Here is a 21,996-nt window from a genome sequence, read left to right on the forward strand (position 1 = left end):
CCCGAGGTCACCCCGGCGAGGCCGCCGCGCTAGTTGGCGTGCAGGTCGGCGTTCAGCTCGCCCCAGGTGCCCTCGCGGGGCAGCGCCTCGAGCGCACCGCTGACGCTGTTGCGCCGGAACAGCAGCCCGTTGCGGCCGGAGAGCTCCTTGCCCTTCACCACCGAGCCGTCCGGGAGCGTGATCCGCGACCCGGCGGTGACGTAGCAGCCGGCCTCGACGACGCAGCCGTCGCCGAGCGAGATGCCGATGCCGGAGTTGGCGCCGAGGAGGCAGCCGCTGCCGATCGAGATCACCTCGGTGCCGCCGCCGGACAGCGTGCCCATGATCGAGGCGCTGCCGCCGATGTCGCTGTCCGCGCCCACCACCACGCCGGCGCTGATCCGGCCCTCGACCATGGAGGGGCCCAGCGTGCCGGCGTTGAAGTTCACGAAGCCCTCGTGCATGACCGTCGTGCCCTCGGCGAGGTGGGCGCCCAGGCGCACGCGGTCGCCGTCGGCGATGCGCACGCCGGAGGGGATGACGTAGTCGACCATGCGCGGGAACTTGTCGACGCCGAAGACGGTCAGGTGCCCGACGGCGGCGCGCAGCTTGTGGGCGTTGAAACCGGCGGCCTCGACCGGTCCGGCGCTGGTCCAGGCCACGTTGGTCAGCAGGCCGAAGATGCCGGTCAGGTTCGCCTGGTGCGGCTGGATCAGCCGGTGGGACAGCAGGTGCAGCCGCAGCCAGACGTCGTGGGTGTCCACCGCGGGCGCGGACAGGTCCGCGATGACGGTGCGCACCGCGATGACCTCCACGCCGCGCGCCTGGTCGGTGCGCACCAGGCCGCCGTAGTCGGGACCGAGCTCACCGGAGAGCTCCAGCGCCCCGAGCCGGGTGGTGCCCGAGGCGGCACCGGCGGGGGCGCCGAGGCGGGGCTCGGGGTACCAGGTGTCGAGCACCGTGCCGGAGGGGGTGACGGTCGCCAGTCCGGCGGCGGATGCCGAGACGGGCACGGCGACGGGGGCAGCGTCAGGGGCAGCGTCGGTCACGGCGGGAACGCTACCGATCGGCCACCCCGGCGGTGGCGGTCAGGGCCTTCTAGGCTCGGCGGTCGTGAGCACCCCGCCCGAGCTCGATCTCTCCGCCGACGTCCTCTCGCTCACCCGCGCGCTGGTCGACGCGCCCTCGGTCTCCGGCAGCGAGACGGCGCTGGCCGACGCGGTCGAGGCGGCGCTGCGGGCCCTGGGCGGCCTCGAGGTGGAGCGCGTCGGTGACGCCGTCCTGGCCCGCACGAACCTCGACCGGCCGACCCGGGTGGTGCTCGCCGGCCACCTGGACACCGTGCCGATCGCGGACAACCTGCCCAGCCGGCTGGACGAGGCGACCGGACGGCTCTACGGGTGCGGCACCAGCGACATGAAGGCCGGGGACGCGGTGATGCTGCGGCTGGCCGCGACCTTCGGCGTCCCCGGTGCCGCGCCCGCGCACGACCTCACGTTCGTCTTCTACGACAACGAGGAGGTCGAGGCGGTGAAGAACGGCCTCGGCCGGGTGGCCCGCGAGCGGCGCGGGTGGCTGTACGGCGACCTGGCGATCCTGCTGGAGCCCACCGACGGCGAGATCGAGGCCGGCTGCCAGGGGACGCTGCGCGCGGTGCTGGAGACGCGGGGCCGCCGGGCGCACAGCGCGCGCAGCTGGCTCGGGGAGAACGCGGTCCACGCGCTGGCCGGCGCCCTGGGCGCCCTCGCGGCCTACCGCCCTCGCGAGGTCGAGATCGACGGCTGCCGCTACCGCGAGGGTCTCAACGCGGTCGGGATCTCCGGAGGGGTGGCCGGCAACGTCATCCCCGACGAGGCGTCCCTGACGGTGAACTTCCGCTACGCCCCCGACCGAGACGAGGACGCCGCCGAGGCGCACGTCCGCGAGGTGTTCGCCGAGGCGGTCGCGGCCGGGGCGACGCTCACCGTCGTCGACAACGCCGGGGGCGCGCTGCCCGGCCTCGGCGAGCCCGCCGCGGCGGCGTTCATCGAGGCCGTCGGCCGGCCGGCGCGCGCCAAGCTCGGCTGGACCGACGTCGCCCGGTTCGCCGCGTTCGGCATCCCGGCGGTCAACTACGGCCCCGGCGACCCGCAGCTGGCGCACACCCGCGAGGAGCACGTCGTCGTCGACCGGCTGCAGCCGGCCGTCGACGCGCTGACCGCCTACCTGTCGACGCCGACCCGCTGAGGAGCGCCGCATGACCACCACGCCCGAGAACCCCGACGGCCGCAAGCCGCGCCCGACCCGTCACCGGGGGCCGGTCATGCTCCGCGGCGGGGAGCCCGACCCCGGGAACCAGGGGAGCACCACCGACCAGCGGCTGCTGGACCGCCGCGGGCCCGCCGACTGGGTGCACACCGACCCGTGGCGGGTCATGCGGATCACGTCGGAGTTCGTCGAGGGGTTCGGCCTGCTGGCCGAGCTGCCCCGGGCGGTCAGCGTCTTCGGCAGCGCCCGCACCCCGCGGGACCACCCGCACTACGCCACCGGGGTCGCGCTCGGCAAGGCGCTGGTCGACGCCGGCTACGCGGTGATCACCGGCGGCGGCCCCGGCGCGATGGAGGCGGCCAACCGCGGCGCCCACGAGGCCGGGGGGATGTCGGTCGGCCTGGGCATCGAGCTGCCCTTCGAGCAGGAGCTCAACGAGTGGGTCGACGTCGGCATCTCGTTCCGCTACTTCTTCGTGCGCAAGACGATGTTCGTGAAGTACGCGCAGGCGTTCGTGATCCTGCCCGGCGGCTTCGGCACCCTCGACGAGCTGTTCGAGGCGCTGACCCTGGTGCAGACCCGCAAGGTCACCCGCTTCCCGGTCATCCTCGTCGGCAGCGAGTACTGGTCGGGCCTGGTGGACTGGATCCGGGACCGCATGGTGGCCGAGGGGACCGTGAGCCCCGGCGACCTGGACCTCGTCACCGTCACCGACGACGTCGAGGAGGCGGTCGCCGTCATCCGGGCGGCCGACGCCGCGCGGGCTGCCGGCGACAACGGTGCCGGCGGGCGCCCGCCGGCGGCCGCCGGCCCGTCCGACGCCTGACGTGCTCTCGTTCGTCGTCTTCGTCCTCGCCGTCCTGCTGGTGGGCGGGGTCCTGTTCCTGGTGGCCTCGCTGCTCCTGGGCCGGGGCGAGTCCCAGCCGCCGGCGGACACCGACCGCTCCCCGGTGGAGCTGCCCGAGGACCGGGCGGTCACCGCGGCCGACGTCCACGCCCTGCGCATGACCGTGACCGTCCGGGGCTACCGGATGGCCGAGGTGGACTGGCTGCTGGACCAGCTCGCCCGGGCCCTGGACGACCGCGACGCCGAGATCGCCGACCTGCGGGCAGAGCTCGCGGCGCGGGCCGAGCAGGACATCCCGACCGACCCGGGCGCCGAGCCCACCGAACGAGGAGCGACCCGCGATGCCTGAGCTGGTGGAACGGATCGACGTCGACGCACCGCCCGAGCAGGTGTGGGCGGCGCTGACCGACTGGGCGCGGCAGGGCGAGTGGATGCTGGCCACCGACGTCCGCACCGTGGCCGGGCCGGCGCAGGGGTTCGGCGGCCGGCTGGCCGCGCGCACCGGGATCCCGCTGCCCGGTGGCCGGCACGTCGGGCTGCTCGACACGATGGTGATCATGAAGTGGGAGCCGCCGCGGCTGGTGGAGGTGCAGCACACCGGCCGGCTGGTGCGCGGCCCCGGCATCTTCGAGATCGAGCCGCGCGGCGAGCACTCGACCTTCGTCTGGACCGAGCGGCTCTACCTGCCCTACGGCTACCTCGGCGTGGCCGGGTGGGCGCTGGTCAGGCCGTTCGCGCTCCTGGGGATCCGGCGGTCGCTGCGCCGCTTCGCCGAGTTCGCCCGCACGTACCCCGCCTGACGCCGTCCCGGCAGGCGCCGGGGGACCGGCGCTCCTAGGCTCCGCACAGTGCTCACGGACCACCCCCTGACCGAGCCGTCGACCCGGCGGCGCACCTGGGGACCGGTACTCGCCGTGGCCGGTGCCGCGCTGTTCGTGACCGTCGTCCACCTCGTGGGGCAGCGGCTCGAGGAGACCGGCACGGACCTCCGGCTCCTGGGCAGCGCCGTCATGCGGGGCACCCCCGACGTGGTCCTCACCCCACGGGTGCTGATGCCGGTCGTCGTCGGCGCGGCCGGCGTTCTCTGGGGCCCCTCCTGGGCCGCCCGCCTCCGCTGGCGGCACCTGCTGTGGGGGTCGGCGGCCGCAGCCGCCGTCTGGGCGGTGGCACTGGCCCTGACCAGCGGCTGGGGCCGGCTCACCGAGCCGCTGGGCTCGGTCTACGAGTACCCGAACGACGTGCCCAAGGTGGAGTCGCTGGGCTCGTTCCTCCCCACCTTCCTCGACTCGGTGCCGCCGGACTCCGCCGACCCGTGGACCGCGCACGTCGGGGGCCACCCGGCGGGCGCGCTGCTCGTTTTCGTGCTGCTGGACCGCGCGGGTCTGGGCGGGCTGGGCTGGGCCGCCGCGCTCTGCATCGCCGGCGGTGCGCTCGCCGTCCCCGCCGTGCTCGTCGGGGTGCGGGCGGTCGCCGACGAGGCCGCCGCCCGCGTGGTCGCCCCCTTCGTCGTCCTGGCGCCCACCGCGCTGTTCGTCGCCACCAGCGCCGACGGGTTCTTCACGCTGGTCAGCGCGTGGGGCATCGCGCTGGTGGCGGTGGGCGCCGCCGGCGGGCCGGGGCGACGGCGGGACGTCGCCGCGCTCGCGGGTGGCCTGCTGCTGGGGCTCGGGCTGTTCCTGTCCTTCGGCCTGGCCGCGCTGGCCCCGCTGGCGGCGGCGGTGGTCGTCGTCCGGCACCGCGAGATCGGCTGGGGACGGGTGCTGCGGGTGCTGCTGCTCGGGGCGGCGGGGACCCTCGTGGTGGTCGCCCTCTTCGCGGTCGCCGGCTACTGGTGGTTCGACGGTCTGGCCGCGACCGACGCCCGGCTGGCGACGGGCCAGGCCCTGACCAACCGCCCGTGGAGCTACTTCGTCTGGGCCAACGTGGCGGCCGGGATCCTGGCGGTGGGCCCGGCGGCCGTCGCGGGGCTGGGCGCCCTCCGGCGGGCCCGCCTCGCGGTGCTCCCCCTCGGCGCCCTCGCCGGGGTGCTGGTCAGCGACCTCACCGGGGTGGTCCGTGGCGAGACCGAGCGCATCTGGCTGCCGTTCGAGGTGTGGGTGCTCGTGGCCACCGCCTTCCTGCCGGCGCGCCACCGTCGCTTCTGGCTGGCCGGCGGGGTCGTCTGCGCCCTGGTGCTGGAGGTCGGCCTCCGCCTGGAGTGGTGACCGCCGGCCGCGTCCGGCCGTAGGCGACGATGTCGGCGTGCGGATCGGGGCGAGGACGACGGAGGTGCGGGCGTGAGCCGCCGGGGCTGGGCGCTGTTCGTGGCGATGTCGGTTATCTGGGGCGTGCCCTACCTGCTGATCAAGGTGGCCGTGGGCGAGGTGTCGCCGGTCGTGGTGGTGTTCGCCCGCTGCGTCGTCGGCGCCGCGCTGCTGCTGCCCTGGACCATCGCGCGCGGCCAGCTGCGCCCGGCGCTGCGGCACTGGAAGCCGCTGCTGCTGTTCACGGTCCTGGAGATGACCGCCCCGTGGCTGCTGCTCTCCTGGGCCGAGCAGTCGCTGTCCAGCTCGCTCACCGGGCTGCTGGTGGCCGGCGTGCCGTTCGCCGCCGCGCTGGCAGCGCGGGTGGCGGGGGAGGAGGACCGGCTGACCCGCTCCCGGCTGCTCGGGATGGCGATCGGTGTCGTCGGGATCGCGGTGCTGCTGGGCCTGGACCTGGAGGGCGCCCAGCTGCTGCCGCTGCTCGCCGTGGCCCTGGTGGTCGTCGGCTACGCGACGGCCCCCATGGTGGTCTCCCGGGCGCTCCCCGACGTCCCGGGGGTGGCGGCCAGCTCCGTCGCGCTGTTCCTGACCGCGGTCGTGTACGCGCCCTTCGCCGTCCCCCGGCTCGGGCAGGTGGCCGACGCGTCGTCCGACGCCGTGCTCTCCCTGGTCCTGCTCGGCGTGCTCTGCACCGCGGTGGCGCTGACGCTGTTCTTCGCGCTCATCCGGGAGGTCGGCCCGCAGCGCGCGCTGGTCATCACCTTCGTCAACCCGGCGGTCGCCGTCCTGCTGGGCGTGTGGCTGCTCGACGAGCCGTTCACCCTGGGCATCGCCCTGGGGCTGCCGCTGGTGCTGGCCGGCTGCGTGCTGGCCACCGGTCGCGGGGGAGCCGCCCCCCGGGCCGAGGTCGAGGCGGTCGACGCCGCCGCGCGCTGAGTCAGCCCAGCCGGCGCAGCTCCGGCCAGATCTCGGCCCACGTCACCTGCCGGTCGGTCGCGACCCACACGGGCTCGCCCTGCTCCTCGTTGTCCAGGCCCACGCCGTTGTCGATGCGCCCCGCCCGGGTCACCGAGCCGAACCAGCGCTCCAGGTCGGCCCGGGGGATGCCCACGACCACCGCGGCGTGGGCGTCCTCCGGCGGCGGCCCCCACTCCCCGTAGGAGTTGTGCCCGCTGTAGGCCGGGCCCAGCGCCGGGGCGAACCGGTCGACGGCGCCGGCCTCCCCGTAGTTGCCGGTGAGCACCACGACCCGCGCCCCGGCGGGCAGCTGGTCCCGCGCACGCGCCACGGTCGCCGCGAACCGCGGCCAGCCGACGGTCTCGGCGGCGTCGTAGTTGAGGTCGGGCACGGGGGTGCGCCCGAGCCGGTCGACGGGCAGCAGCGGCAGCATGAGCACGGCGTTCACCACGAGGCCGAGCGCGAGGGCGTACGGCAGGGCCCTGCGCCGTGCGCGCCGCCGCCGCACCCACGCCAGGGCCGGCTCGGCGCCGGCGGCCAGCAGCAGCGGGTAGAGGCCGGCGAGGTAGTACGGCTTGCCGCCGGTCAGCAGGAAGAGAACCGCCAGCACGGCGTAGGCGACGGCGAAGGCCCGCCAGGTCCGCAGCGCCGGGTCCCGCAGCAGCCGCCACCACCCGGCCGCCCAGACCGGGACGAGGACGGGGCTGACGAGGACCAGCTGGAACGGGAGGAACAGGTACCAGGGCTCGCTGGTCCCCGAGCTGCCCGCCGCGATGGCCTCGGCGAGCTCGAGCTGCGGCCAGCCGTGGGCGGCCTGCCAGGCCAGGTTGGGCGCCCACACGGCGAGCGCCAGGAGGCCGGCGAGCCACGGCCACGGCGACCGCAGCGCGGACCGCGGACCGACCGCCAGGACACCGAGCACGACGGCACCGACCAGGAAGGCCGGCTGGACCTTGTTCTGCAGGGCGAGCCCGGCCGTGGCCCCGGTGAGCAGCCAGGTCCAGCCGCCGTCGCGCAGCGAGCGGACCAGCAGCCACGACAGCGCGGTCCAGGCCAGCAGGTCGAAGGTGGTCGTCGACAGGAGGTGGCCCACGAGGAGCAGGACCGCGGAGACGGCCATCCCGGCGGCGGCGAGCAGCTGACCGGCCCGCCCGGCGCCGAGCTCGCGGGCGATAAGCCCGGTCAGCACGACGACCAGCGCGGCCGCCAGCGCCGAGGGGGTGCGCAGCGCCACGAGCGAGCCGGGCGCGAGCTCGTCGGCCAGGCGCGCGACCAGAGGGGTGAGCGGGGGGTTGTCGACGTAGCCGAGCGCCGGCTCCCGGCCGGCCCGGAGGAAGTAGAGCTCGTCGCGGTGGTGGCCGTACCGCCCGGCGACGGCGAGCAGCACGCCGGCGAGGGCGGCGGCCAGCGCCAGCAGCGGGCGGGTGGCGAGGGCCGGGCGCGCGCCCGTACCGCGGTCGGTCCCGGCGACGGTGCTCACGCGGCGGACGCTAGCGGCTCCGCCGGCCGCGGTGCGGTGTCGGTCGCCGCCGCTAGCGTCTGCCCCGTGGAGCCGGAGAGATCACGCTGCGGCTGGGCGACCAGCGCACCGGAGTACGTCGCGTACCACGACGAGGAGTGGGGGAGGCAGCTGCGCGGGGACGACGCCCTCTTCGAGCGGCTCTGCCTCGAGGCGTTCCAGTCCGGCCTCTCGTGGATCACCATCCTGCGGAAGCGGCCGGCGTTCCGGGCGGCGTTCGCCGGCTTCGCGATCGACGCGGTCGCCGAGTTCACCGCCGAGGACGAGGAGCGGCTGATGGCCGACGCCGGCATCGTCCGGAACCGGGCCAAGGTGCGTGCCGCGATCGGCAACGCCCGGGCCGCCCAGCGGCTGCCGGAGGGCCTGTCGGAGCTGCTCTGGTCCTTCGCACCGACCGGGCCGCAGCCCCGGCCGGCCACGCTCGCCGACGTGCCGGCGACCAGCCCCGAGTCGGTCGCGATGGCCCGCGGGCTCAAGCGGCGGGGGTTCGTCTTCGTCGGCCCGACCACGGCGTACGCGCTCATGCAGGCCACCGGGATGGTCGACGACCACGTCGCCGGCTGCTTCCGGGCGCAGCCGGAGGGCACGCACCCGGGCGCGGAGTGAGCCCGAAAGCGTGGCCTCCTGGGCCTCATGTTGGACGGATCGTCGTCATACGGGATCATTGGTGCGGAGCTCACAGCATCGGACACCGCGCGCCTGCCCCGGCAGTCGTGCGGCTGGCGAAGGAGGCACGCATGGCGGCCATGAAGCCGCGCACGGGTGAAGGTCCCCTCGAGGTCACCAAGGAAGGGCGCGGCCTGGTCATGCGGGTACCGCTGGAAGGTGGCGGTCGCCTGGTCGTCGAGCTGTCGCCCGACGAGGCGGCGGCGCTGTCGGAGGCCCTGAAGGGCGCCACCAGCTGACCTTCGCGGGCTGCCCCCGGGCGGCCCGCCCGCAGACGAGACGCGGCCCCGGCCGCCGGCACCCGCCGGCGACCGGGGCCGCTCCTCGTCCTGCCCGCCCCGGCGGGGCCAGGGCGTCAGGGCGGGCCGACGAGGCCCGCGACGATCTCCGCCGAGAGGGTCACCAGCGGCAGCCCGCCGCCGGGGTGCGCCGAGCCGCCGACCAGGAAGAGCCCGGGGACGGGCGAGGCGTTGGACGGCCGCAGGAAGGCGGCCCGGCTGCCGTTGCTCGAGGACCCGTAGATCGAGCCGCCCACGCTGCCGGTGTCGCGCTCGAGGTCGGCAGGCGTTCGCACCACGCGCCGCCGGATGCGCTGCCGCACGTCGAGACCGCGGCGGGCCATGACGCCCAGCACCTCGTCGGCGTACCGGTCGGCGAGACCGGGGGAGTCCCAGTCCACGCCACCCTCCGGGTCGTGCCGGGGCGCGTTGACGAGCACGAACCAGGACTCGCTGTCCTCGTCCGGCACCAGCGCCGGGTCCGCGGGCGCGCTGACGTACACGGTCGGGTCCGCCACCGGCACGGGGCGCCCCGCGTGCCGGCCGACGCCGAACACCGCGTCGAACTCGGCGTCGTAGTCGTCGGGGAACAGGACGGTGTGGTGGGCCAGCCCGGGCGTGCGGCCGCGCAGCGCCAGCATGAGGACGACGCCGGACAGCGACGGCGTCGCCCGGCCCAGGTCCCGCCGCACGCCGCGGGTCCGCCGGTCGTCCGGCAGCAGCCGGCCGTGGAGGGCGGCCGCGTCGACCCCGGAGACGACGACGTCGGCCGGCACCCGCTCGCCGTCGGCCAGCTGCACGCCGCTCGCCCGCCCGCCCTCGACCAGCATCCGGTCGACCGCGCACCCGGTGCGGGGGACGGCGCCGTGCGCGACGGCCCGGTCGAGGACGGCCCGGGCCAGCTCGTGCAGCCCGCCGCGCACGTACCAGGAGCCGAAGGCCTGCTCGGCGTACGGGACGGTCGCGAGCACCGCCGGCGCACGCCGCGGGTCGGAGCCGGAGTAGGTGGCGTAGCGGTCGAGGAGCGTGCGCAGGTGCGGGTGCCTCAGGTGCTGGCGGCCGAGACCGCGCAGCGACTGCCAGGGGGCGACCGTGGCGACGTCGGACGGGCGGCGGGCGAGCCGGGCCAGGGTCGCGGCCCCGGCCAGCGGGGAGCGCAGGAACGGCCCCTCGCTGATCCGCCACATGGCCGCGGCCCGCTCCATCAGGGCGTCCCACTGGCGGCCCGCGCCGTCGCCGAGCGCCTCGTCGAGCGCCCGTGGCACCTCCTCGGCCCGGCCGGGCACGGACAGCCGGGTGCCGTCGGCGAACCGGTAGGCCACCGCCGGGTCGAGCCGGACCAGGTCGACGCTGTCCTCGAGGCGGGCGCCGGTGGCGGCGAACAGGTCGCGCAGCACCTGCGGCAGCGTGACCAGGCTGGGGCCGGTGTCGAAGGAGTGGCCGTCGACGTCGAGCCGGCCCAGCTTCCCGCCGATCCCGGCCGCCTGCTCGAGCACCGTCACCGCATGCCCCGCGGCGGCCAGCCGGGCCGCGGTGGCCAGGCCGCCGAGCCCTGCGCCCACGACCACCACCCGCGCCACGTGCCCACCGTAGCCACGGGTGCCGGTGGCACCGGTCGCCCGCCCGGGCGACCGCAGGTGTCGCCCGGGGGATGCCGGGTAGCCGGTCCAGCGATGAGGGAGGTGCGCGCTGTGTCCACGCGGCGGTGGCGGGGCGTCTGCGCGGCGGCCGGTGCGGTCGCCGTGCTCGCCGGGTGCGGCGCGGTCGACGACGACGGGGTGCGGTCGGTGGCTGCCACGTTCGCCGACGCGGCCCCCGGGGCCCGGTGCGAGCTCCTGGCCGAGAGCACCCGGCAGGCCCTGGAGGAGGACGAGCAGGCCGGCTGCGAGGTCGCGCTGCCGGAGCTGCCGCTGGGCAGCGGGCGGGTCACCGCGGTCGAGGTCTGGGGGGACGAGGCGCAGGTGCGGCTGGCCGACGACACGCTCTTCCTGACCCGGACCCGCGAGGGGTGGCGGGTCGTCGCCGGCGCCTGCCGCCCGACCGGTGCCGAGGCGCCCTACGACTGCCGCCTGGAGGGGTCGTGAGGAACGTCCGCGCCGTGTACGTCGCCTACCTGGTGGTCATCGCGCTGGGCATCGTCTACTGCACCGCGCTCGGCCTGCTGGGCCGGTGAGCGCGGTGCGGACCCTCAAGGAGAACGGGCTGAGCCTGGCCTTCGGCGCGCTCTTCCTGCTCTCGCTCGTCGGCCAGGCGCTCGCGGGCGCCGCCGCGTACAACGACGAGCGGCTGGCCGAGGGGATGGAGCAGGTCTCCGTGCTGCGCTACGTCAGCTCGTCGTCGTTCGGTGTCGCGGTGATGGAGAACTGGCAGTCGGAGTACCTGCAGTTCTTCCTCTACGTCTTCGCCACCGTCTGGCTGGTGCAGCGCGGCTCCGCGGAGTCCAAGGAGCCGCGGCAGGCCGGCCCGGAGGACGACCGCGAGCAGATGGTGGGTACCGCCGCGCACGAGGACTCGCCGCCGTGGGTCCGGGCCGGGGGCTGGCGAACGGCGGTGTACTCGCGCTCCCTCGGGGTGCTGATGGGCACCCTGTTCCTGCTCACCTGGGCCGCGTCGTCCGTGGCGGGCTGGGCGGAGTTCAACAACCAGCAGCTGATGTCGCTGGCCGACCCGGTGAGCTGGCCGGGCTACCTCGGCAAGGCCGACTTCTGGGAGCGGACCTTCCAGAACTGGCAGTCGGAGATGCTGGCCGTCGGGTCGTTCGTCGTCTTCACCGTCTACCTCCGGCAGCGCGGCTCGCCGGAGTCCAAGCCGGTGGGCGCGGCGCACGCGGACACCGGCGAGACCGGCTGAGCCGGGGGCTCAGCGCGGGACGGTGAGCGCCAGGACGGCGAGGTCGTCGTGCTCGTGCCGGGAGCCGGCCAGATGCTGCTCCACGGCGGCCGCGACCGCACCCACCGTCGCCTCGGCGTCGAGGGGGGCGCCGGCGACCACCCGCAGCAGCGCGTCCTCGCCGAACTGGCGGCCGGCGTCGTCCCGCGCCTCGGTGACCCCGTCGGTGTAGAGGACCAGCGTCGACCCCGCGGGGAGGGCCAGCTCGGTCTCGGTGAAGCGCACGTCCGGGTCGATGCCCAGCGGCCGGCCGGCGGCGCCGACCTCCGAGGCGTGCCCGTCCGGGCAGCGCAGCACCGGCAGCGGGTGGCCGGCGACGCTGAGGGTGGCGCGGTGCCCGGCGCCGGTCGGTTCGAGGACGAGGCAGCAGGCGGTCACGAAGCGCAGCGGCGCCTCGCCCTGCTGCTGCAGGAGGGCGGCGTTGACCGCCGCGAGGATCTCGGCCGGGCTCCCGGCCGCGGCGGCGGCGCGGGCGGTGTGCCGGGTGACGGCGGTGACGGCAGCGGCCTCGGCCCCCGTGCCGCAGACGTCGGCGATCAGCACCATCCAGCGCCCATCCGGCAGCGGGGTCACGTCGTAGGTGTCGCCGCCCACCAGGGCGGCGTCGGCCCCCGGGCGGTACCGGGCGGCGAGCTGCAGCCCCGGGATGACCGGCAGGTGCGAGGGCAGCAGGCTGCGCTGCAGGGTGTCGGCCAGCTCGCGGACCGCGGACTCGGCCCGGAGGCGGTCCAGGAACTGCCCGATCTGACGGCCGGCGTGCGCGAGGACCTCCAGCAGCTCGGGTGGCACCGGGCGCAGCGCCGTCGAGAACAGCTCGCAGACGGCCAGGACGGTCTCGCCCCGCAGCACCGGGAAGGCGACCCCGGTGCTCAGGCCGTCGGACCGGATCGCGGCTCTGCGCACGACCGCCGGGTTGCTGGCGAGGTCCTCCACCACGACCGGGACACGGTTCTTCCACGCCTGCCCGGGAAGCCCCTCCCCGCGGCGGAAGAGGCGCTGGGTGGCGTCGGCGGTCAGCGCGGGGACGTCGGCGTCCGGAGCGGTCCAGGTGCCGGCGTGCCGCAGCCGGCCGCGGTCGGCGTCGGCCTGCCAGAGGAGCGCCGCGTCCCAGTCGAGCTCGGTGCAGAGGGTCGGCAGCAGCTGGTGGAAGGCGACGTCGGCGTCGGCGGCCTCGGTGAGCGCGGCGGTGACCCGCAGGGTGGCGGCCAGGTAGCGACTGACCTCGAACTGCCGCTCCAGGAGGATCGTCGTGCTCGCGTCGCGGAGGACGGCGACCACGAGGGCGTCGCCCGGCTCGTCGTCGACCGACGGCGTGAGGCGGGAGAGGGTCAGGTCGACCGGCACCTCGTGGCCGGCCGCGTGCAGGGCCGGCACCTGCGTGGTGGCACCGACCAGCTTGCCCTCACCGGTGGCGCGGTAGCGGGAGAAGCCCTCGCTGTGGCCGCGGCGGAGCCGCTCGGGCATGAGCACCTGCAGGGGGCGACCCGTGAGCGTCGCCGCGTCGTAGCCGAGCAGGCTCTGCACCGACGGGCTCACGTAGGCGATGCGGCCCTCGCCGTCGGCGACGACCACCGTGTCGGGAAGTGCCGCCAGCAGGGTCCGGGCACTCACCCCCGCGGTGTTGTCCGGCACACGTCCCCCTGAGACCGACTTCCCCCTGCCCCGGCTGGTCGGACCGGCGGCAACCTCACCTTCTCATACGCGCGGTGAGGGGCTGAACACGATTCGTCGATATGTGGTCATGTCGACACGGCGCCGTGCCGACCTGTCGGTCAGAACGCGTAGCGCACCCGGAGCCATGGGGCGTGGTCCCGGACCAGCCCCTGGAGCCGGGCCAGCGCCGCCCGCTTGGCACCCGCCCGGTACCGCACGTTGTCCTGGCCGTTCTGGCTGCGCTTGGGCTCCTGCAGGTCCGGCCGCCAGAGCAGGTCCTCCGCCGCCGGGTGCCAGCCGAGGTTGACCTCGTGCAGGGCCTCGTTGTGGGTCAGCATGATCACCTCGGCGGCCGCCTGGGCCTTGGCGGCCGGCGAGAGGACGTCGTCCAGGTGCCGGAGCAGGTCCGTCCACGCCTCCTCCCAGCCCTCGCGGAGCACGACGGGGGAGAGGTTGAGGTGGACCTCGTAGCCGGCCTCGACGAAGTCGTCCACGGCCGCGATCCGCTCGGCCACCCGGCTGGTGCGCACGTCGAGCACGCGGGCGTCGTCGTCGGGCATGACCGAGAACCGGACCCGGGTGCGCCCGGCGGGGTCGAGCTCGAGCAGCTGCCGGTTGACGTACTTGGTGGCGAAGGAGGCCTTGGCGGTCGGCAGGTCCCGGAACGTCGCCACCAGGTCGGCGACGTTGTCGCTCACCAGCGCGTCGACCGAGCAGTCGCCGTTCTCGCCGATGTCGTAGACCCAGCTGTCCGGGTCGCACTGGTTCGGCTCGGTCTTGGGCCCCTGGCGGGCGACGTGCCGGCGCAGGTGCGCGGTGATCTGCTCGATGTTGGTGAAGACGGTGATCGGGTTGGCGAAGCCCTTGCGCCTGGGCACGTAGCAGTAGGCGCAGGCCATCGCGCAGCCGTTGGACGGGCCGGGCGCGATGAAGTCCGCGGAGCGGCCGTTCGGGCGGGTGGCCAGGCCCTTCCGGACCCCGAGGACCAGGGTCTCGGTCTTGACGCGCACCCAGCGGTCGACGTTGCCCGCGTTGCCGTGCAGCTCGGGGATCTGCCAGTGCGAGGGCACCTCGACCACCTCGGCGCCGGGGAAGCGGCCGAGGACCTGGCGGCCCCGCGGTGAGTCGGCGGCCGCGGGCTCGGCGTAGATCCGCCGGACCTGGAGGAGCCGGTTCGGGCGCATCGGCGTGGGCGGGGGCCCGACGTCGAAGAGGGTGAGCGGCTCGGCGGCGGCCATGCCCTGTGCAGCGCCGTTGCCGGCCCGGGCATTCCGGCCGCACGCGCGTCGGGGCTGCACGCCAGGTCCCGAGGGGGACGCGGCGTGGTCGAGGGGCCGCCCGCCCGGTGCGAGGATGCGCCGGTGACCAGCATCGACCTGAACGCCGACCTCGGCGAGGGCTTCGGGGTGTGGCGGCTCGGCGACGACGACGCGCTGCTGCAGGTCGTCAGCAGCGCCAACGTCGCCTGCGGGTTCCACGCCGGTGACCCGCTGACCATGCGCCGGGTGACCGCCGCGGCGGTCGCGGGCGGCGTCTCGGTCGGTGCGCAGGTCGCCTACCGGGACCTGGCCGGGTTCGGGCGGCGCTTCGTGGACGCCGACCCCGTGGAGCTGGCCGCCGACGTGCTCTACCAGCTCGCCGCGCTGGACGGCATCGCGCGGACCGCCGGCGGCCGGGTCTCCTACGTCAAGCCGCACGGGGCGCTCTACAACGCACTGGTGCACCACGAGCGGCAGGCGCGGGCGGTCGTGGAGGCCGTGCACGCCTACGACCCCGCGCTGCCGGTCCTCGGCCTGCCGGGGTCGGCGCTGCTGCGGCTCGCGGCCGGGGCGGGCCTGCCCACCGTCGCCGAGGGCTTCGCCGACCGCGGCTACACCCCGGACGGCACGCTCGTGCCCCGCAGCGCGCCGGGCGCGCTGGTGCACGACCCGGCGGAGGTCGCCGAGCGGGCGGTGCGCATGGCGACCGAGGGCCGTGTCGTGGCCGTCGACGGCAGCACCGTGCCGGTGGCCGTGGGTTCGGTGTGCGTGCACGGCGACACCCCGGGCGCCGTCGGGCTCGCCCGGTCGGTGCGGGCGGCGCTGGAGTCGGCCGGCCTCGCGGTGCGCCCGTTCGCCCGCTGAGCGGTCAGCCCGCGGCGCGCAGGTCCGCCGCCACCCGGCGCCCCGCCAGCACGTCGGCGGCGACGTCGTCCACGGTGCGGCCGGCGGCCGAGGCGGCCGAGCGCAGCAGGGCCAGCGCCTCCTCCGTGGGGACGTCGAGGTCCATGCACACCCGGCCCATCGCCTCCCACACCCGCGTGCGGTCGCGCGTGACCGGCCCGCGCAGCCAGGCCGGGTCCTCCCCGGGAGGCCACGTGGCCCAGACGGTGGCGTCGCTCAGCGCCGCGCTCACCAGCTCGCCGACGGCGGTGGCGGCGAAGGCGTCGACCTCGGCGACCCGAGCGCCGGAGCGGAGGTAGAGGTCCAGCGCGCCCTGGCCCCAGGGTGCGGGGCCCAGCGGCAGCGCGATGACGGCGCGGTACGGGGTGACCGCGAGGAGCCGCTCGGTGAAGGCCGGCCAGCGCCGTCGCAGCTCCTCCTCGACGGCCAGCACGGGCTGGCCGGTGCTCCGCGCCGTCCGGCACGGGCCCTCGCCCGCGGTGAACTGCACCCGCTCGGCGGTGCTCGCCGCGTCCGCGCTGGCCCCGAGGGGCAGCCAGCGCCCGAGCGCGTCGACCATGCCGAGACCGGCGGCGTCCACGCCGAGGGCGGAGGCGACGGCGCGGCTCAGCCGCACCGGCAGCAGCTCCGGGCCGGTCGGTCCCGCCTCGGCCGCCTGCGAGAGCGCGGCGGCGAAGCGATCGGAGATGGCCACACCCGAGTGTCCCGCGCCGGATCGCGCGCCACACGTCGTGGCGTCACCCCGTCAGGGGCCCGACCGCTCCGGCCGGTACGTGTACGCGGCCTCCCGCACGGTCTCGTCGCTCTCCAGACCGGCTCCCAGCGCACCGCCGACCGTCGCCAGGGAGCAGGTGAGCCAGGCCAGCTCCAGGTAGTCGGAGAAGCGGGCCGGGTGCCCCAGGCCCTCGCTGAACAGCGGCTCGACCACGAGGAACAGGCCGCCGAGCAGCGCCAGCACGAACAGCGCCAGGTACAGGCACAGGACACCGATCGTGACGGTGGCCGCCGTCGCGATGTTGAACAGCACCACCTGCTTGCGCACCCGGCGCGACCGCGGCCGCTCCCACATCTCCGCACCGACGATGAGCGTCACGGCGATGGCGACGACCGAGCCGATGCCGACCAGCAGCAGGCGCAGCCAGCCGAAGGCGTCGGCCAGCCGCCAGATGTCGGCGGTGACCAGGGCGAAGACCCCGGCGGCGATGGCCGCGGTCAGCGCGCGGGAGAGCCGGATCGCCAGCCGCCACGGACGGTTCGCCCGCACCATGCCGCTGAGCAGCCGCAGGTTGCCCGACAGGACCCGCGCGGTGAAGCGCACGCCGTCGGTGGAGCCGGCCGGGTCCGTGGCGAGCTGCCGCAGCCTCCGGCCGAGGTCCGCGCGGTCGTCGGGGTCGTCGGGGTCGTCGCCGCCGTCGCTGACCAGGGCCTGCACCAGGCCGATGGCGGTCTCCAGCGCTCGCCGGCGGCGGCCGACCGCGCCGAGCGCCGGCAGGGACAGCACGCCGACGCCGTGCAGCGGGCTGGCGTGGCCGGTCACCGGGCGGCGGTCGACCTCCAACGGCACGTCGGTGAGGCACAGCGCCAGGTCCCAGTCGGCTCCCAGCAGCCGCTCGCGGGTGGCGGCCACCAGCTCGGCGTCGTCGGCGGGCGGCTGGACCAGCCCGTCCTCGACGGTCTGCACCTGCCAGGTGACCTCCGGGTGCCGGCGGGCCAGCTCGGCGGCGAGCTCGTCGGCCAGCCCGTGCGCCAGCTCGGCGGGCGCGCCGGGTGCGGCGACCAGCCCGACCACGACCACCGGTGCGACGGCCTGGGCCACCTCGTCCTCTTCCCTCTCGTCCAGCGGGACGTCCTGGGCGCTCACAGCCGCAGCTGCTCCTCGCGGCCGGTGCGCCACTCGACCAGCACGATCGACGCGTCGTCCTGCAGCTGGCCGGACTGGTGGTCCATGACGCTGCGCATCAGCCGGCGGAGCGTCTCCGGCGGGGGGTCCCCGGCTGCCTCGGCGCGGACCACGAAGTCGGCCAGCCGGTCCTCGCCGAAGAACGCCCCCTCGGGGGACCGGGCCTCGACGATGCCGTCGGTGTAGAGCAGGATCCGGTCGCCCGGCCCGAGCTGGACCGAGCACTCGTGCGCGGGGCCGGGCTGCAGCCCCAGGGGCAGCGAGGACCGGCAGGGGTGCGGGGGGAGGAGCTCCCCGTCGCGCACCACCAGCGGCGCGGGGTGCCCGGCGTTGACCCAGCTGAACCGGCCGGTGTCCAGGTCCAGCCGCGCCAGCAGCGCGGTGGCGAACTGGCTCGCGGCGAACTGCTCCCTAATCGCCTGGTCCATGCGCGCGGAGATCTCCGGCAGGGGAAGCCCCGCGCGCCGGCCGGAGCGGTAGGCGCCCACGGCGACCGTGGACAGGAGAGCGGCGGGCAGGCCGTGCCCCACTGCGTCGAGCACCATGAGGTCGGCGACCGGGCCGTTGACGGCGTAGTCGAACGTGTCGCCGCCGATCTCGTACGACGGCTCCAGCGCGGCGGCGATGACGATGCGGTCGGTGCCGAAGGTCAGCGGCGGGACCAGCTCCCACTGGATCTCCGCGGCGATGCTCATCGGCCGGTTCCGCCGCAGCCGGGTGAGGACGTCGCTGTACGCGTCGCGCGTGACGCACAGCTCGGCCACCAGGGCGGCGAACGCCCGGATCTCCTCGCCCCGGTCCGACGGGGGCCCGCCGTCGAAGCCGAGCTCCAGGACCCCGAGCCGCTCCGCGCCGTCGAGCAGCGGCACCCACAGGGTGGTCGCCGTCCCGCCTCCCGTGGCGGCGGGCACGATCTCCACCCGCCGGAAGGCGGCACCCCCGGTCGCGTCGTCGACGTCCAGCGGCGCACGGGACGGGACGTCCGAGCCGGCCAGCGGCACGAGGGACTGCTGCTCGTAGTCGGCGAGGTAGACCACGGCGTGGTGGGCGCCCAGGCGGGCGGCGAGCCGGGAGACGGCCGTGCCCAGCTGGTCGGCGCGCAGGTGGTGCGAGGCGCGCAGCAGCGCGTGCATCGGGTCCAGCGCGTCGGGGTGGGGCGGAGTCACGACAGCCGAGCATTCCACCCCCCGGCCTGGCCGGCTCCCTCTGGCGGCGACAGCAGGCGCAGGTCACGCGGCCGGGTGAGCCATGCACGATCATGGGCGGGTGCCGGTCGAGCGGGTCGTCCCCTACGGGGACCGCGCGGTCCTGCTCGACGCCGGGCCCTCGGTCGTCCGGGGCCTGCACGCCGCGCTCACCCTCAGCCCGCTGCCCGGCCAGGTCGACCTCGTCCCCGCCGCGCGCACGCTGCTCGTCGTCCTGGACCGGTCGCCGGACGAGTCCGATCTCGCCGCCCTGCGCCGGCTCCGTCCGGTGCCACCGTCGGACGGGCCGGCGCGGGACCTGGTGGAGGTGCCGGTCGTCTTCGACGGCCCCGACCTGGCCGACGTCGCGGAGCTGACCGGACGCCCGGTGGCCGACGTGGTGGCCGGCCTGGTCGGCACCTCCTTCACGGTCGCCTTCGGCGGGTTCGCGCCGGGCTTCGGCTACCTCACCGGCCTGCCGGAGGAGCTGCACGTGCCGCGCCGCGCCACGCCGCGCACCCGGGTGCCCGCCGGCGCCGTCGGTCTGGCCGGGCCGTACGCCGGCATCTACCCGCGGGCGTCCCCGGGTGGGTGGCAGCTGGTCGGCCGGACCGACCTGGTGCTCTTCGACGTCGACCGGGACCCACCGGCGCTGCTCTCCCCGGGGACCGCCGTCCGGCTGCGGGCGGTGGGCGGGTGATCGAGGTGCTGGCCCCCGGGCCGCTCACGACCGTGCAGGACCGCGGCCGGCCGGGCTGGGCGGGGATCGGCGTGACCCGGTCCGGTGCCGCCGACCGCGCCTCGGCCGCGCTGGCCGGCCGGCTGGTCGGCAACGACCCCGGGGCCGCCCTCCTGGAGACGACGGCCGGTGGCCTCCGGGTGCGTGCCCGGCGCACGCTGCTGGTCGCGCTCACCGGGGCACCGGCCGGGCCGCGGGTGGACGGCCGCGCCGCGCCCTGGAACGCGCCGTTCACCCTCCGCGCCGGGTCCGAGCTCGCCCTCGCCGCGCCCGCGGTCGGGCTGCGCAGCTACCTGGCGGTGCGCGGCGGCATCGACGTCCCGCCGGTGCTGGGCTCCCGCAGCACCGACACCCTCTCGGGTCTGGGGCCCGCACCGCTGCGCGCCGGCGACCTGCTGCCCGTCGGCGGGCCGGGGGAGGAGCAGCCGGTCGTGGACGTCGCCCCGGTCCCGCCACCGCGCGCCGACCCGGTGCTGCGCGTGCTGCCCGGGCCGCGGCGGGACTGGCTGGCGCCCGAGGCGTGGCGGGCGCTGGTGACGGCGGAGTGGGTCGTGGGCACGGCCAGCGACCGGGTCGGGCTGCGGCTGGGCGGACCGGCGCTGCAGCGGGCGCGCGAGGGCGAACTGCCGAGCGAGGGGCTGGTGCCCGGTGCGGTGCAGGTGCCGCCCGACGGCGCCCCGGTCCTCTTCCTCGCCGACCACCCCGTCACCGGCGGCTACCCGGTGCTCGCCGTCGTGGCCACCCGCGACCTGCCCGCGGTCGCCCAGCTGCGGCCGGGCGACGTGCTGCGGTTCCGCCCGGCCTGAGCCGGCTCAGCCGACCGAGCGGACCGGCAGCACCGCGGGGCCCCCGGGGCCGGCGACCACCTGGGCGCGGGCGCCGTAGTGCGCGCTCAGCGCCTCGGCGGTGAGCACCTCGGCGGGGGTGCCCTCCGCCACCACGCGGCCGCCGGAGAGCAGGGCGAGCCGGTCGGCGTACTGGCCGGCGAGCGTGAGGTCGTGCAGCGTGCTGACGACGGTCAGCCCGTCCTGCCGGCGGAGGAGGTCCACCAGGTCCAGCACCTGCTGGGCGTGCCCGAGGTCCAGCGACGCCGTCGGCTCGTCGAGCAGCAGGACCCGCGGCTGCTGGGCGAGCGCCCGGGCGAGGACGGCCCGCTGCTGCTCGCCGCCGGAGAGCGTGGCGAGCGGGCGCTTCGCCATCGGGCCCAGCCCGAGGCGCTCCATGACGTCGGCGACCACCCGCCGGTCCACCCCCCGCGGGGCGGCCAGCAGCGGGCGGTGCGGGGTGCGGCCGAGGGTCACGTAGTCGCTGGTCGTGATGCCCTCGGGCAGGACCGGGATCTGCGGCGCGTAGGCCATGGCCCGGGCGCGCTCCCGGCGCGGCATGCCGTTCGTGGGCACGCCGTCGACGCGCACCTGGCCCTCGTGCCGGTGGAAGCCCAGCACCGACCGCAGCAGGGTCGACTTGCCCGACCCGTTGGGGCCGATGACCGCGAGCCAGCCGCCGGGCCCGACGGTCAGCCGGACGGAGTCCAGAACCTGCCTGCGGCCGTAGCCGGCCGAGAGGCCGACCACCTCGACCCGCGCGCCGGTCGTGCCCTCCGGTGGCGTCTGCGCGCTCATCGCCGCCTCGCCCCGAACCACAGGAGGCCGGCGAAGAAGGGTGCCCCGATGAAGGCGGTGACCACGCCGATCGGCAGTTCCGCCGGAGCGACCACCACGCGGGCGACGACGTCGGTCAGGACGAGGAAGGCCCCGCCGACCAGCAGCGACACCGGCAGCAGCCGGGCGTTCGAGCCGCCGACGAAGCGGCGGGCGATGTGCGGGACCACCAGGCCGACGAACCCGATGAGGCCGCTGACCGCGACCGCCGAGGCGGTGGCCAGCGAGGCGGCGACGATGACCAGCAGCCGCAGCCGGCCCGGGTGCACCCCCAGCGACGAGGCCTCGTCGTCGCCCACCGCGAGAACGTCCAGCGCGCGGCCGCAGAGCAGGAGGACCAGGCACGAGACGCCGAGGTAGGGCAGGACCACGAGGACGTCGGACCACTGCGCCTTGCCGAGCTGCCCGAGCAGCCAGCCGTAGATCTCGCGCAGGTCGTCGGTGTTCTTCTGCTGGACCAGCGTCTGGCCCGCGGACAGGAAGGCCGCCACCGCGATGCCGGCCAGCAGCAGGGTCGGGCCGTGCGAGCCGCCGGTGACGGCGCCGAGCAGCAGGGCGGACCCCACGCCCAGGAGCGCACCGGCGAACGCGGCCAGCGGCACGATGCCGACCGGGCCCAGCGACTGGACGGGGGAGTAGGCGATGACCAGGGTGGCGCCCAGCCCGGCGCCGGCGGCGGCCCCGAGCAGGTAGGGGTCGGCCAGCGGGTTGCGGAAGACGCCCTGGTAGGCCGCGCCGGCGACGGCGAGGGCCGCGCCCACGAGGGCGGCGAGCAGTACGCGGGGGAGGCGCAGCTTGAGCAGCACCGCCTCCTCGGTCCCGCTGAGGCCGCCGGGCACGTCGATGCCCAGCGGCCCCAGCAGGTGGTCGAGCAGGGTCGCGACGACGGCGCCGGGAGCCAGCGGCAGGGCGCCCACCCAGACGCCCACCAGCAGGGCGAGCAGGAGCGCGACCCCGCTGCCGGCCAGCACCAGCCCCGGCCGGCGGCGCCCGCGAGGGGTCGCCGGCGCCGGGCCCCCGGGCTGGGAGCGCGTGCCGCTGCCCGCCGTCGCCGTCATCGGAGGAGTCCTCG

At 76.4% G+C, this 21,996-nt stretch carries 23 protein-coding genes; 13 read left to right on the plus strand and 10 right to left on the minus strand.

Features of this window, described 5'->3' with window-relative positions; translation table 11 throughout:
* Positions 1–29: 29 nt before the first annotated feature.
* Positions 30–1,028, minus strand: a complete 999-nt coding sequence (gene dapD / locus E4P43_RS06045) for a 2,3,4,5-tetrahydropyridine-2,6-dicarboxylate N-succinyltransferase (RefSeq protein WP_245158952.1) — start codon at positions 1,026–1,028, stop codon at positions 30–32.
* Between the two features lie 64 nt (positions 1,029–1,092).
* Here dapD and dapE point away from each other — a divergent pair, with 64 nt between their 5' ends.
* The 6 genes from dapE to E4P43_RS06075 all read left to right on the plus strand — a co-directional run bounded on the left by dapE (position 1,093) and on the right by E4P43_RS06075 (position 6,252).
* The gene (gene dapE, locus E4P43_RS06050; protein ID WP_135144509.1) at positions 1,093–2,205 is read left to right on the plus strand and encodes a succinyl-diaminopimelate desuccinylase; all 1,113 of its coding nucleotides are present in this window, start codon (positions 1,093–1,095) and stop codon (positions 2,203–2,205) included.
* Between the two features lie 10 nt (positions 2,206–2,215).
* Positions 2,216–3,052 (plus strand): TIGR00730 family Rossman fold protein, encoded by an 837-nt coding sequence (locus tag E4P43_RS06055; RefSeq protein ID WP_135144510.1) that lies wholly within the window; start codon positions 2,216–2,218, stop codon positions 3,050–3,052.
* 1 nt (position 3,053) lies between these two features.
* Positions 3,054–3,422 (plus strand): DivIVA domain-containing protein, encoded by a 369-nt coding sequence (locus E4P43_RS06060; protein WP_135144511.1) that lies wholly within the window; start codon positions 3,054–3,056, stop codon positions 3,420–3,422.
* Positions 3,415–3,873 carry an SRPBCC family protein gene (locus E4P43_RS06065; protein ID WP_135144512.1) on the plus strand — a complete coding sequence of 153 codons (459 nt, stop codon included), beginning with the start codon at positions 3,415–3,417 and terminating at the stop codon, positions 3,871–3,873. Before E4P43_RS06060 ends, E4P43_RS06065 begins: the two co-directional genes overlap by 8 nt.
* A 48-nt stretch (positions 3,874–3,921) precedes the next feature.
* Positions 3,922–5,277, plus strand: a complete 1,356-nt coding sequence (locus tag E4P43_RS06070; protein ID WP_135144513.1) for a hypothetical protein — start codon at positions 3,922–3,924, stop codon at positions 5,275–5,277.
* Positions 5,278–5,349: 72 nt separating this feature from the next.
* Entirely contained in the window at positions 5,350–6,252 is a 903-nt protein-coding gene (locus tag E4P43_RS06075) for a DMT family transporter (protein ID WP_135144514.1), read from the plus strand.
* A 1-nt stretch (position 6,253) separates the two neighbouring features.
* On the opposite strand, the gene E4P43_RS06080 is transcribed toward E4P43_RS06075, so the two are convergent.
* Positions 6,254–7,753 (minus strand): glycosyltransferase family 39 protein, encoded by a 1,500-nt coding sequence (locus E4P43_RS06080; protein WP_135144515.1) that lies wholly within the window; start codon positions 7,751–7,753, stop codon positions 6,254–6,256.
* 66 nt (positions 7,754–7,819) lie between these two features.
* Between E4P43_RS06080 and E4P43_RS06085 the strand changes: the two genes are divergently transcribed.
* Both E4P43_RS06085 and E4P43_RS06090 read left to right on the plus strand, forming a co-directional pair.
* On the plus strand, positions 7,820–8,398 hold the full coding sequence (locus E4P43_RS06085) for a DNA-3-methyladenine glycosylase I (protein ID WP_135144516.1): 579 nt from the start codon (positions 7,820–7,822) through the stop codon (positions 8,396–8,398).
* Between the two features lie 131 nt (positions 8,399–8,529).
* Positions 8,530–8,697 carry a DUF3117 domain-containing protein gene (locus E4P43_RS06090; protein ID WP_012947303.1) on the plus strand — a complete coding sequence of 56 codons (168 nt, stop codon included), beginning with the start codon at positions 8,530–8,532 and terminating at the stop codon, positions 8,695–8,697.
* A 116-nt stretch (positions 8,698–8,813) separates the two neighbouring features.
* Here E4P43_RS06090 and crtI read toward each other — a convergent pair whose 3' ends face one another.
* Positions 8,814–10,316, minus strand: a complete 1,503-nt coding sequence (crtI, locus tag E4P43_RS06095) for a phytoene desaturase family protein (protein WP_135144517.1) — start codon at positions 10,314–10,316, stop codon at positions 8,814–8,816.
* 111 nt (positions 10,317–10,427) lie between these two features.
* On the opposite strand from crtI, the gene E4P43_RS06100 reads away from it, so the two are divergent.
* Both E4P43_RS06100 and E4P43_RS06105 read left to right on the plus strand, forming a co-directional pair.
* The gene (locus E4P43_RS06100) at positions 10,428–10,820 is read left to right on the plus strand and encodes a hypothetical protein (protein WP_135144518.1); all 393 of its coding nucleotides are present in this window, start codon (positions 10,428–10,430) and stop codon (positions 10,818–10,820) included.
* 85 nt (positions 10,821–10,905) lie between these two features.
* Entirely contained in the window at positions 10,906–11,586 is a 681-nt protein-coding gene (locus E4P43_RS06105; protein WP_135144519.1) for a DUF6766 family protein, read from the plus strand.
* A 9-nt stretch (positions 11,587–11,595) separates the two neighbouring features.
* On the opposite strand, the gene E4P43_RS06110 is transcribed toward E4P43_RS06105, so the two are convergent.
* Positions 11,596–13,236: a SpoIIE family protein phosphatase gene (locus tag E4P43_RS06110; protein WP_245158953.1), complete on the minus strand. Its 1,641-nt coding sequence runs from the start codon at positions 13,234–13,236 to the stop codon at positions 11,596–11,598.
* A 161-nt stretch (positions 13,237–13,397) separates the two neighbouring features.
* Positions 13,398–14,516 carry a spore photoproduct lyase family protein gene (locus E4P43_RS06115; protein WP_135144543.1) on the minus strand — a complete coding sequence of 373 codons (1,119 nt, stop codon included), beginning with the start codon at positions 14,514–14,516 and terminating at the stop codon, positions 13,398–13,400.
* Between the two features lie 123 nt (positions 14,517–14,639).
* Here E4P43_RS06115 and E4P43_RS06120 point away from each other — a divergent pair, with 123 nt between their 5' ends.
* On the plus strand, positions 14,640–15,401 hold the full coding sequence (locus E4P43_RS06120) for a 5-oxoprolinase subunit PxpA (RefSeq protein ID WP_135144521.1): 762 nt from the start codon (positions 14,640–14,642) through the stop codon (positions 15,399–15,401).
* Between the two features lie 4 nt (positions 15,402–15,405).
* On the opposite strand, the gene E4P43_RS06125 is transcribed toward E4P43_RS06120, so the two are convergent.
* The 3 genes from E4P43_RS06125 to E4P43_RS06135 are packed head-to-tail and all read right to left on the minus strand — an operon-like array spanning position 15,406 to position 18,506.
* On the minus strand, positions 15,406–16,134 hold the full coding sequence (locus E4P43_RS06125) for a GAF domain-containing protein (RefSeq protein WP_245158954.1): 729 nt from the start codon (positions 16,132–16,134) through the stop codon (positions 15,406–15,408).
* A gap of 51 nt (positions 16,135–16,185) precedes the next feature.
* On the minus strand, positions 16,186–17,301 hold the full coding sequence (locus E4P43_RS06130) for a hypothetical protein (RefSeq protein ID WP_245158955.1): 1,116 nt from the start codon (positions 17,299–17,301) through the stop codon (positions 16,186–16,188).
* Positions 17,298–18,506 (minus strand): PP2C family protein-serine/threonine phosphatase, encoded by a 1,209-nt coding sequence (locus tag E4P43_RS06135; RefSeq protein WP_245158956.1) that lies wholly within the window; start codon positions 18,504–18,506, stop codon positions 17,298–17,300. Before E4P43_RS06135 ends, E4P43_RS06130 begins: the two co-directional genes overlap by 4 nt.
* 100 nt (positions 18,507–18,606) lie before the next feature.
* Between E4P43_RS06135 and E4P43_RS06140 the strand changes: the two genes are divergently transcribed.
* Together E4P43_RS06140 and E4P43_RS06145 are read left to right on the plus strand one after the other, a co-directional pair.
* Entirely contained in the window at positions 18,607–19,224 is a 618-nt protein-coding gene (locus E4P43_RS06140) for an allophanate hydrolase subunit 1 (RefSeq protein ID WP_245158957.1), read from the plus strand.
* Positions 19,221–20,069, plus strand: a complete 849-nt coding sequence (locus tag E4P43_RS06145; protein WP_135144523.1) for a biotin-dependent carboxyltransferase family protein — start codon at positions 19,221–19,223, stop codon at positions 20,067–20,069. Before E4P43_RS06140 ends, E4P43_RS06145 begins: the two co-directional genes overlap by 4 nt.
* Before the next feature lie 6 nt (positions 20,070–20,075).
* Here E4P43_RS06145 and E4P43_RS06150 read toward each other — a convergent pair whose 3' ends face one another.
* The gene (locus E4P43_RS06150) at positions 20,076–20,885 is read right to left on the minus strand and encodes an ABC transporter ATP-binding protein (protein WP_135144524.1); all 810 of its coding nucleotides are present in this window, start codon (positions 20,883–20,885) and stop codon (positions 20,076–20,078) included.
* On the minus strand, positions 20,882–21,982 hold the full coding sequence (locus E4P43_RS06155) for an iron ABC transporter permease (protein ID WP_135144525.1): 1,101 nt from the start codon (positions 21,980–21,982) through the stop codon (positions 20,882–20,884). The genes E4P43_RS06150 and E4P43_RS06155 overlap by 4 nt, the downstream gene beginning before the upstream one ends.
* Positions 21,983–21,996 lie beyond the last annotated feature (14 nt).

The sequence above is a fragment of the Blastococcus sp. TF02A-35 genome (assembly GCF_004571075.1).
Lineage (GTDB): Bacteria > Actinomycetota > Actinomycetes > Mycobacteriales > Geodermatophilaceae > Blastococcus.

Coding starts and splice junctions, on each gene's coding strand:
- E4P43_RS06055 (WP_135144510.1), top strand. CDS start 2,216: ATGACCACCACGCCCGAGAACCCCGACGGCCGCAAGCCGCGCCCGACC.
- E4P43_RS06065 (WP_135144512.1), top strand. CDS start 3,415: ATGCCTGAGCTGGTGGAACGGATCGACGTCGACGCACCGCCCGAGCAG.
- E4P43_RS06090 (WP_012947303.1), top strand. CDS start 8,530: ATGGCGGCCATGAAGCCGCGCACGGGTGAAGGTCCCCTCGAGGTCACC.
- E4P43_RS06115 (WP_135144543.1), bottom strand. CDS start 14,516: ATGGCCGCCGCCGAGCCGCTCACCCTCTTCGACGTCGGGCCCCCGCCC.
- E4P43_RS06150 (WP_135144524.1), bottom strand. CDS start 20,885: ATGAGCGCGCAGACGCCACCGGAGGGCACGACCGGCGCGCGGGTCGAG.
- E4P43_RS06155 (WP_135144525.1), bottom strand. CDS start 21,982: ATGACGGCGACGGCGGGCAGCGGCACGCGCTCCCAGCCCGGGGGCCCG.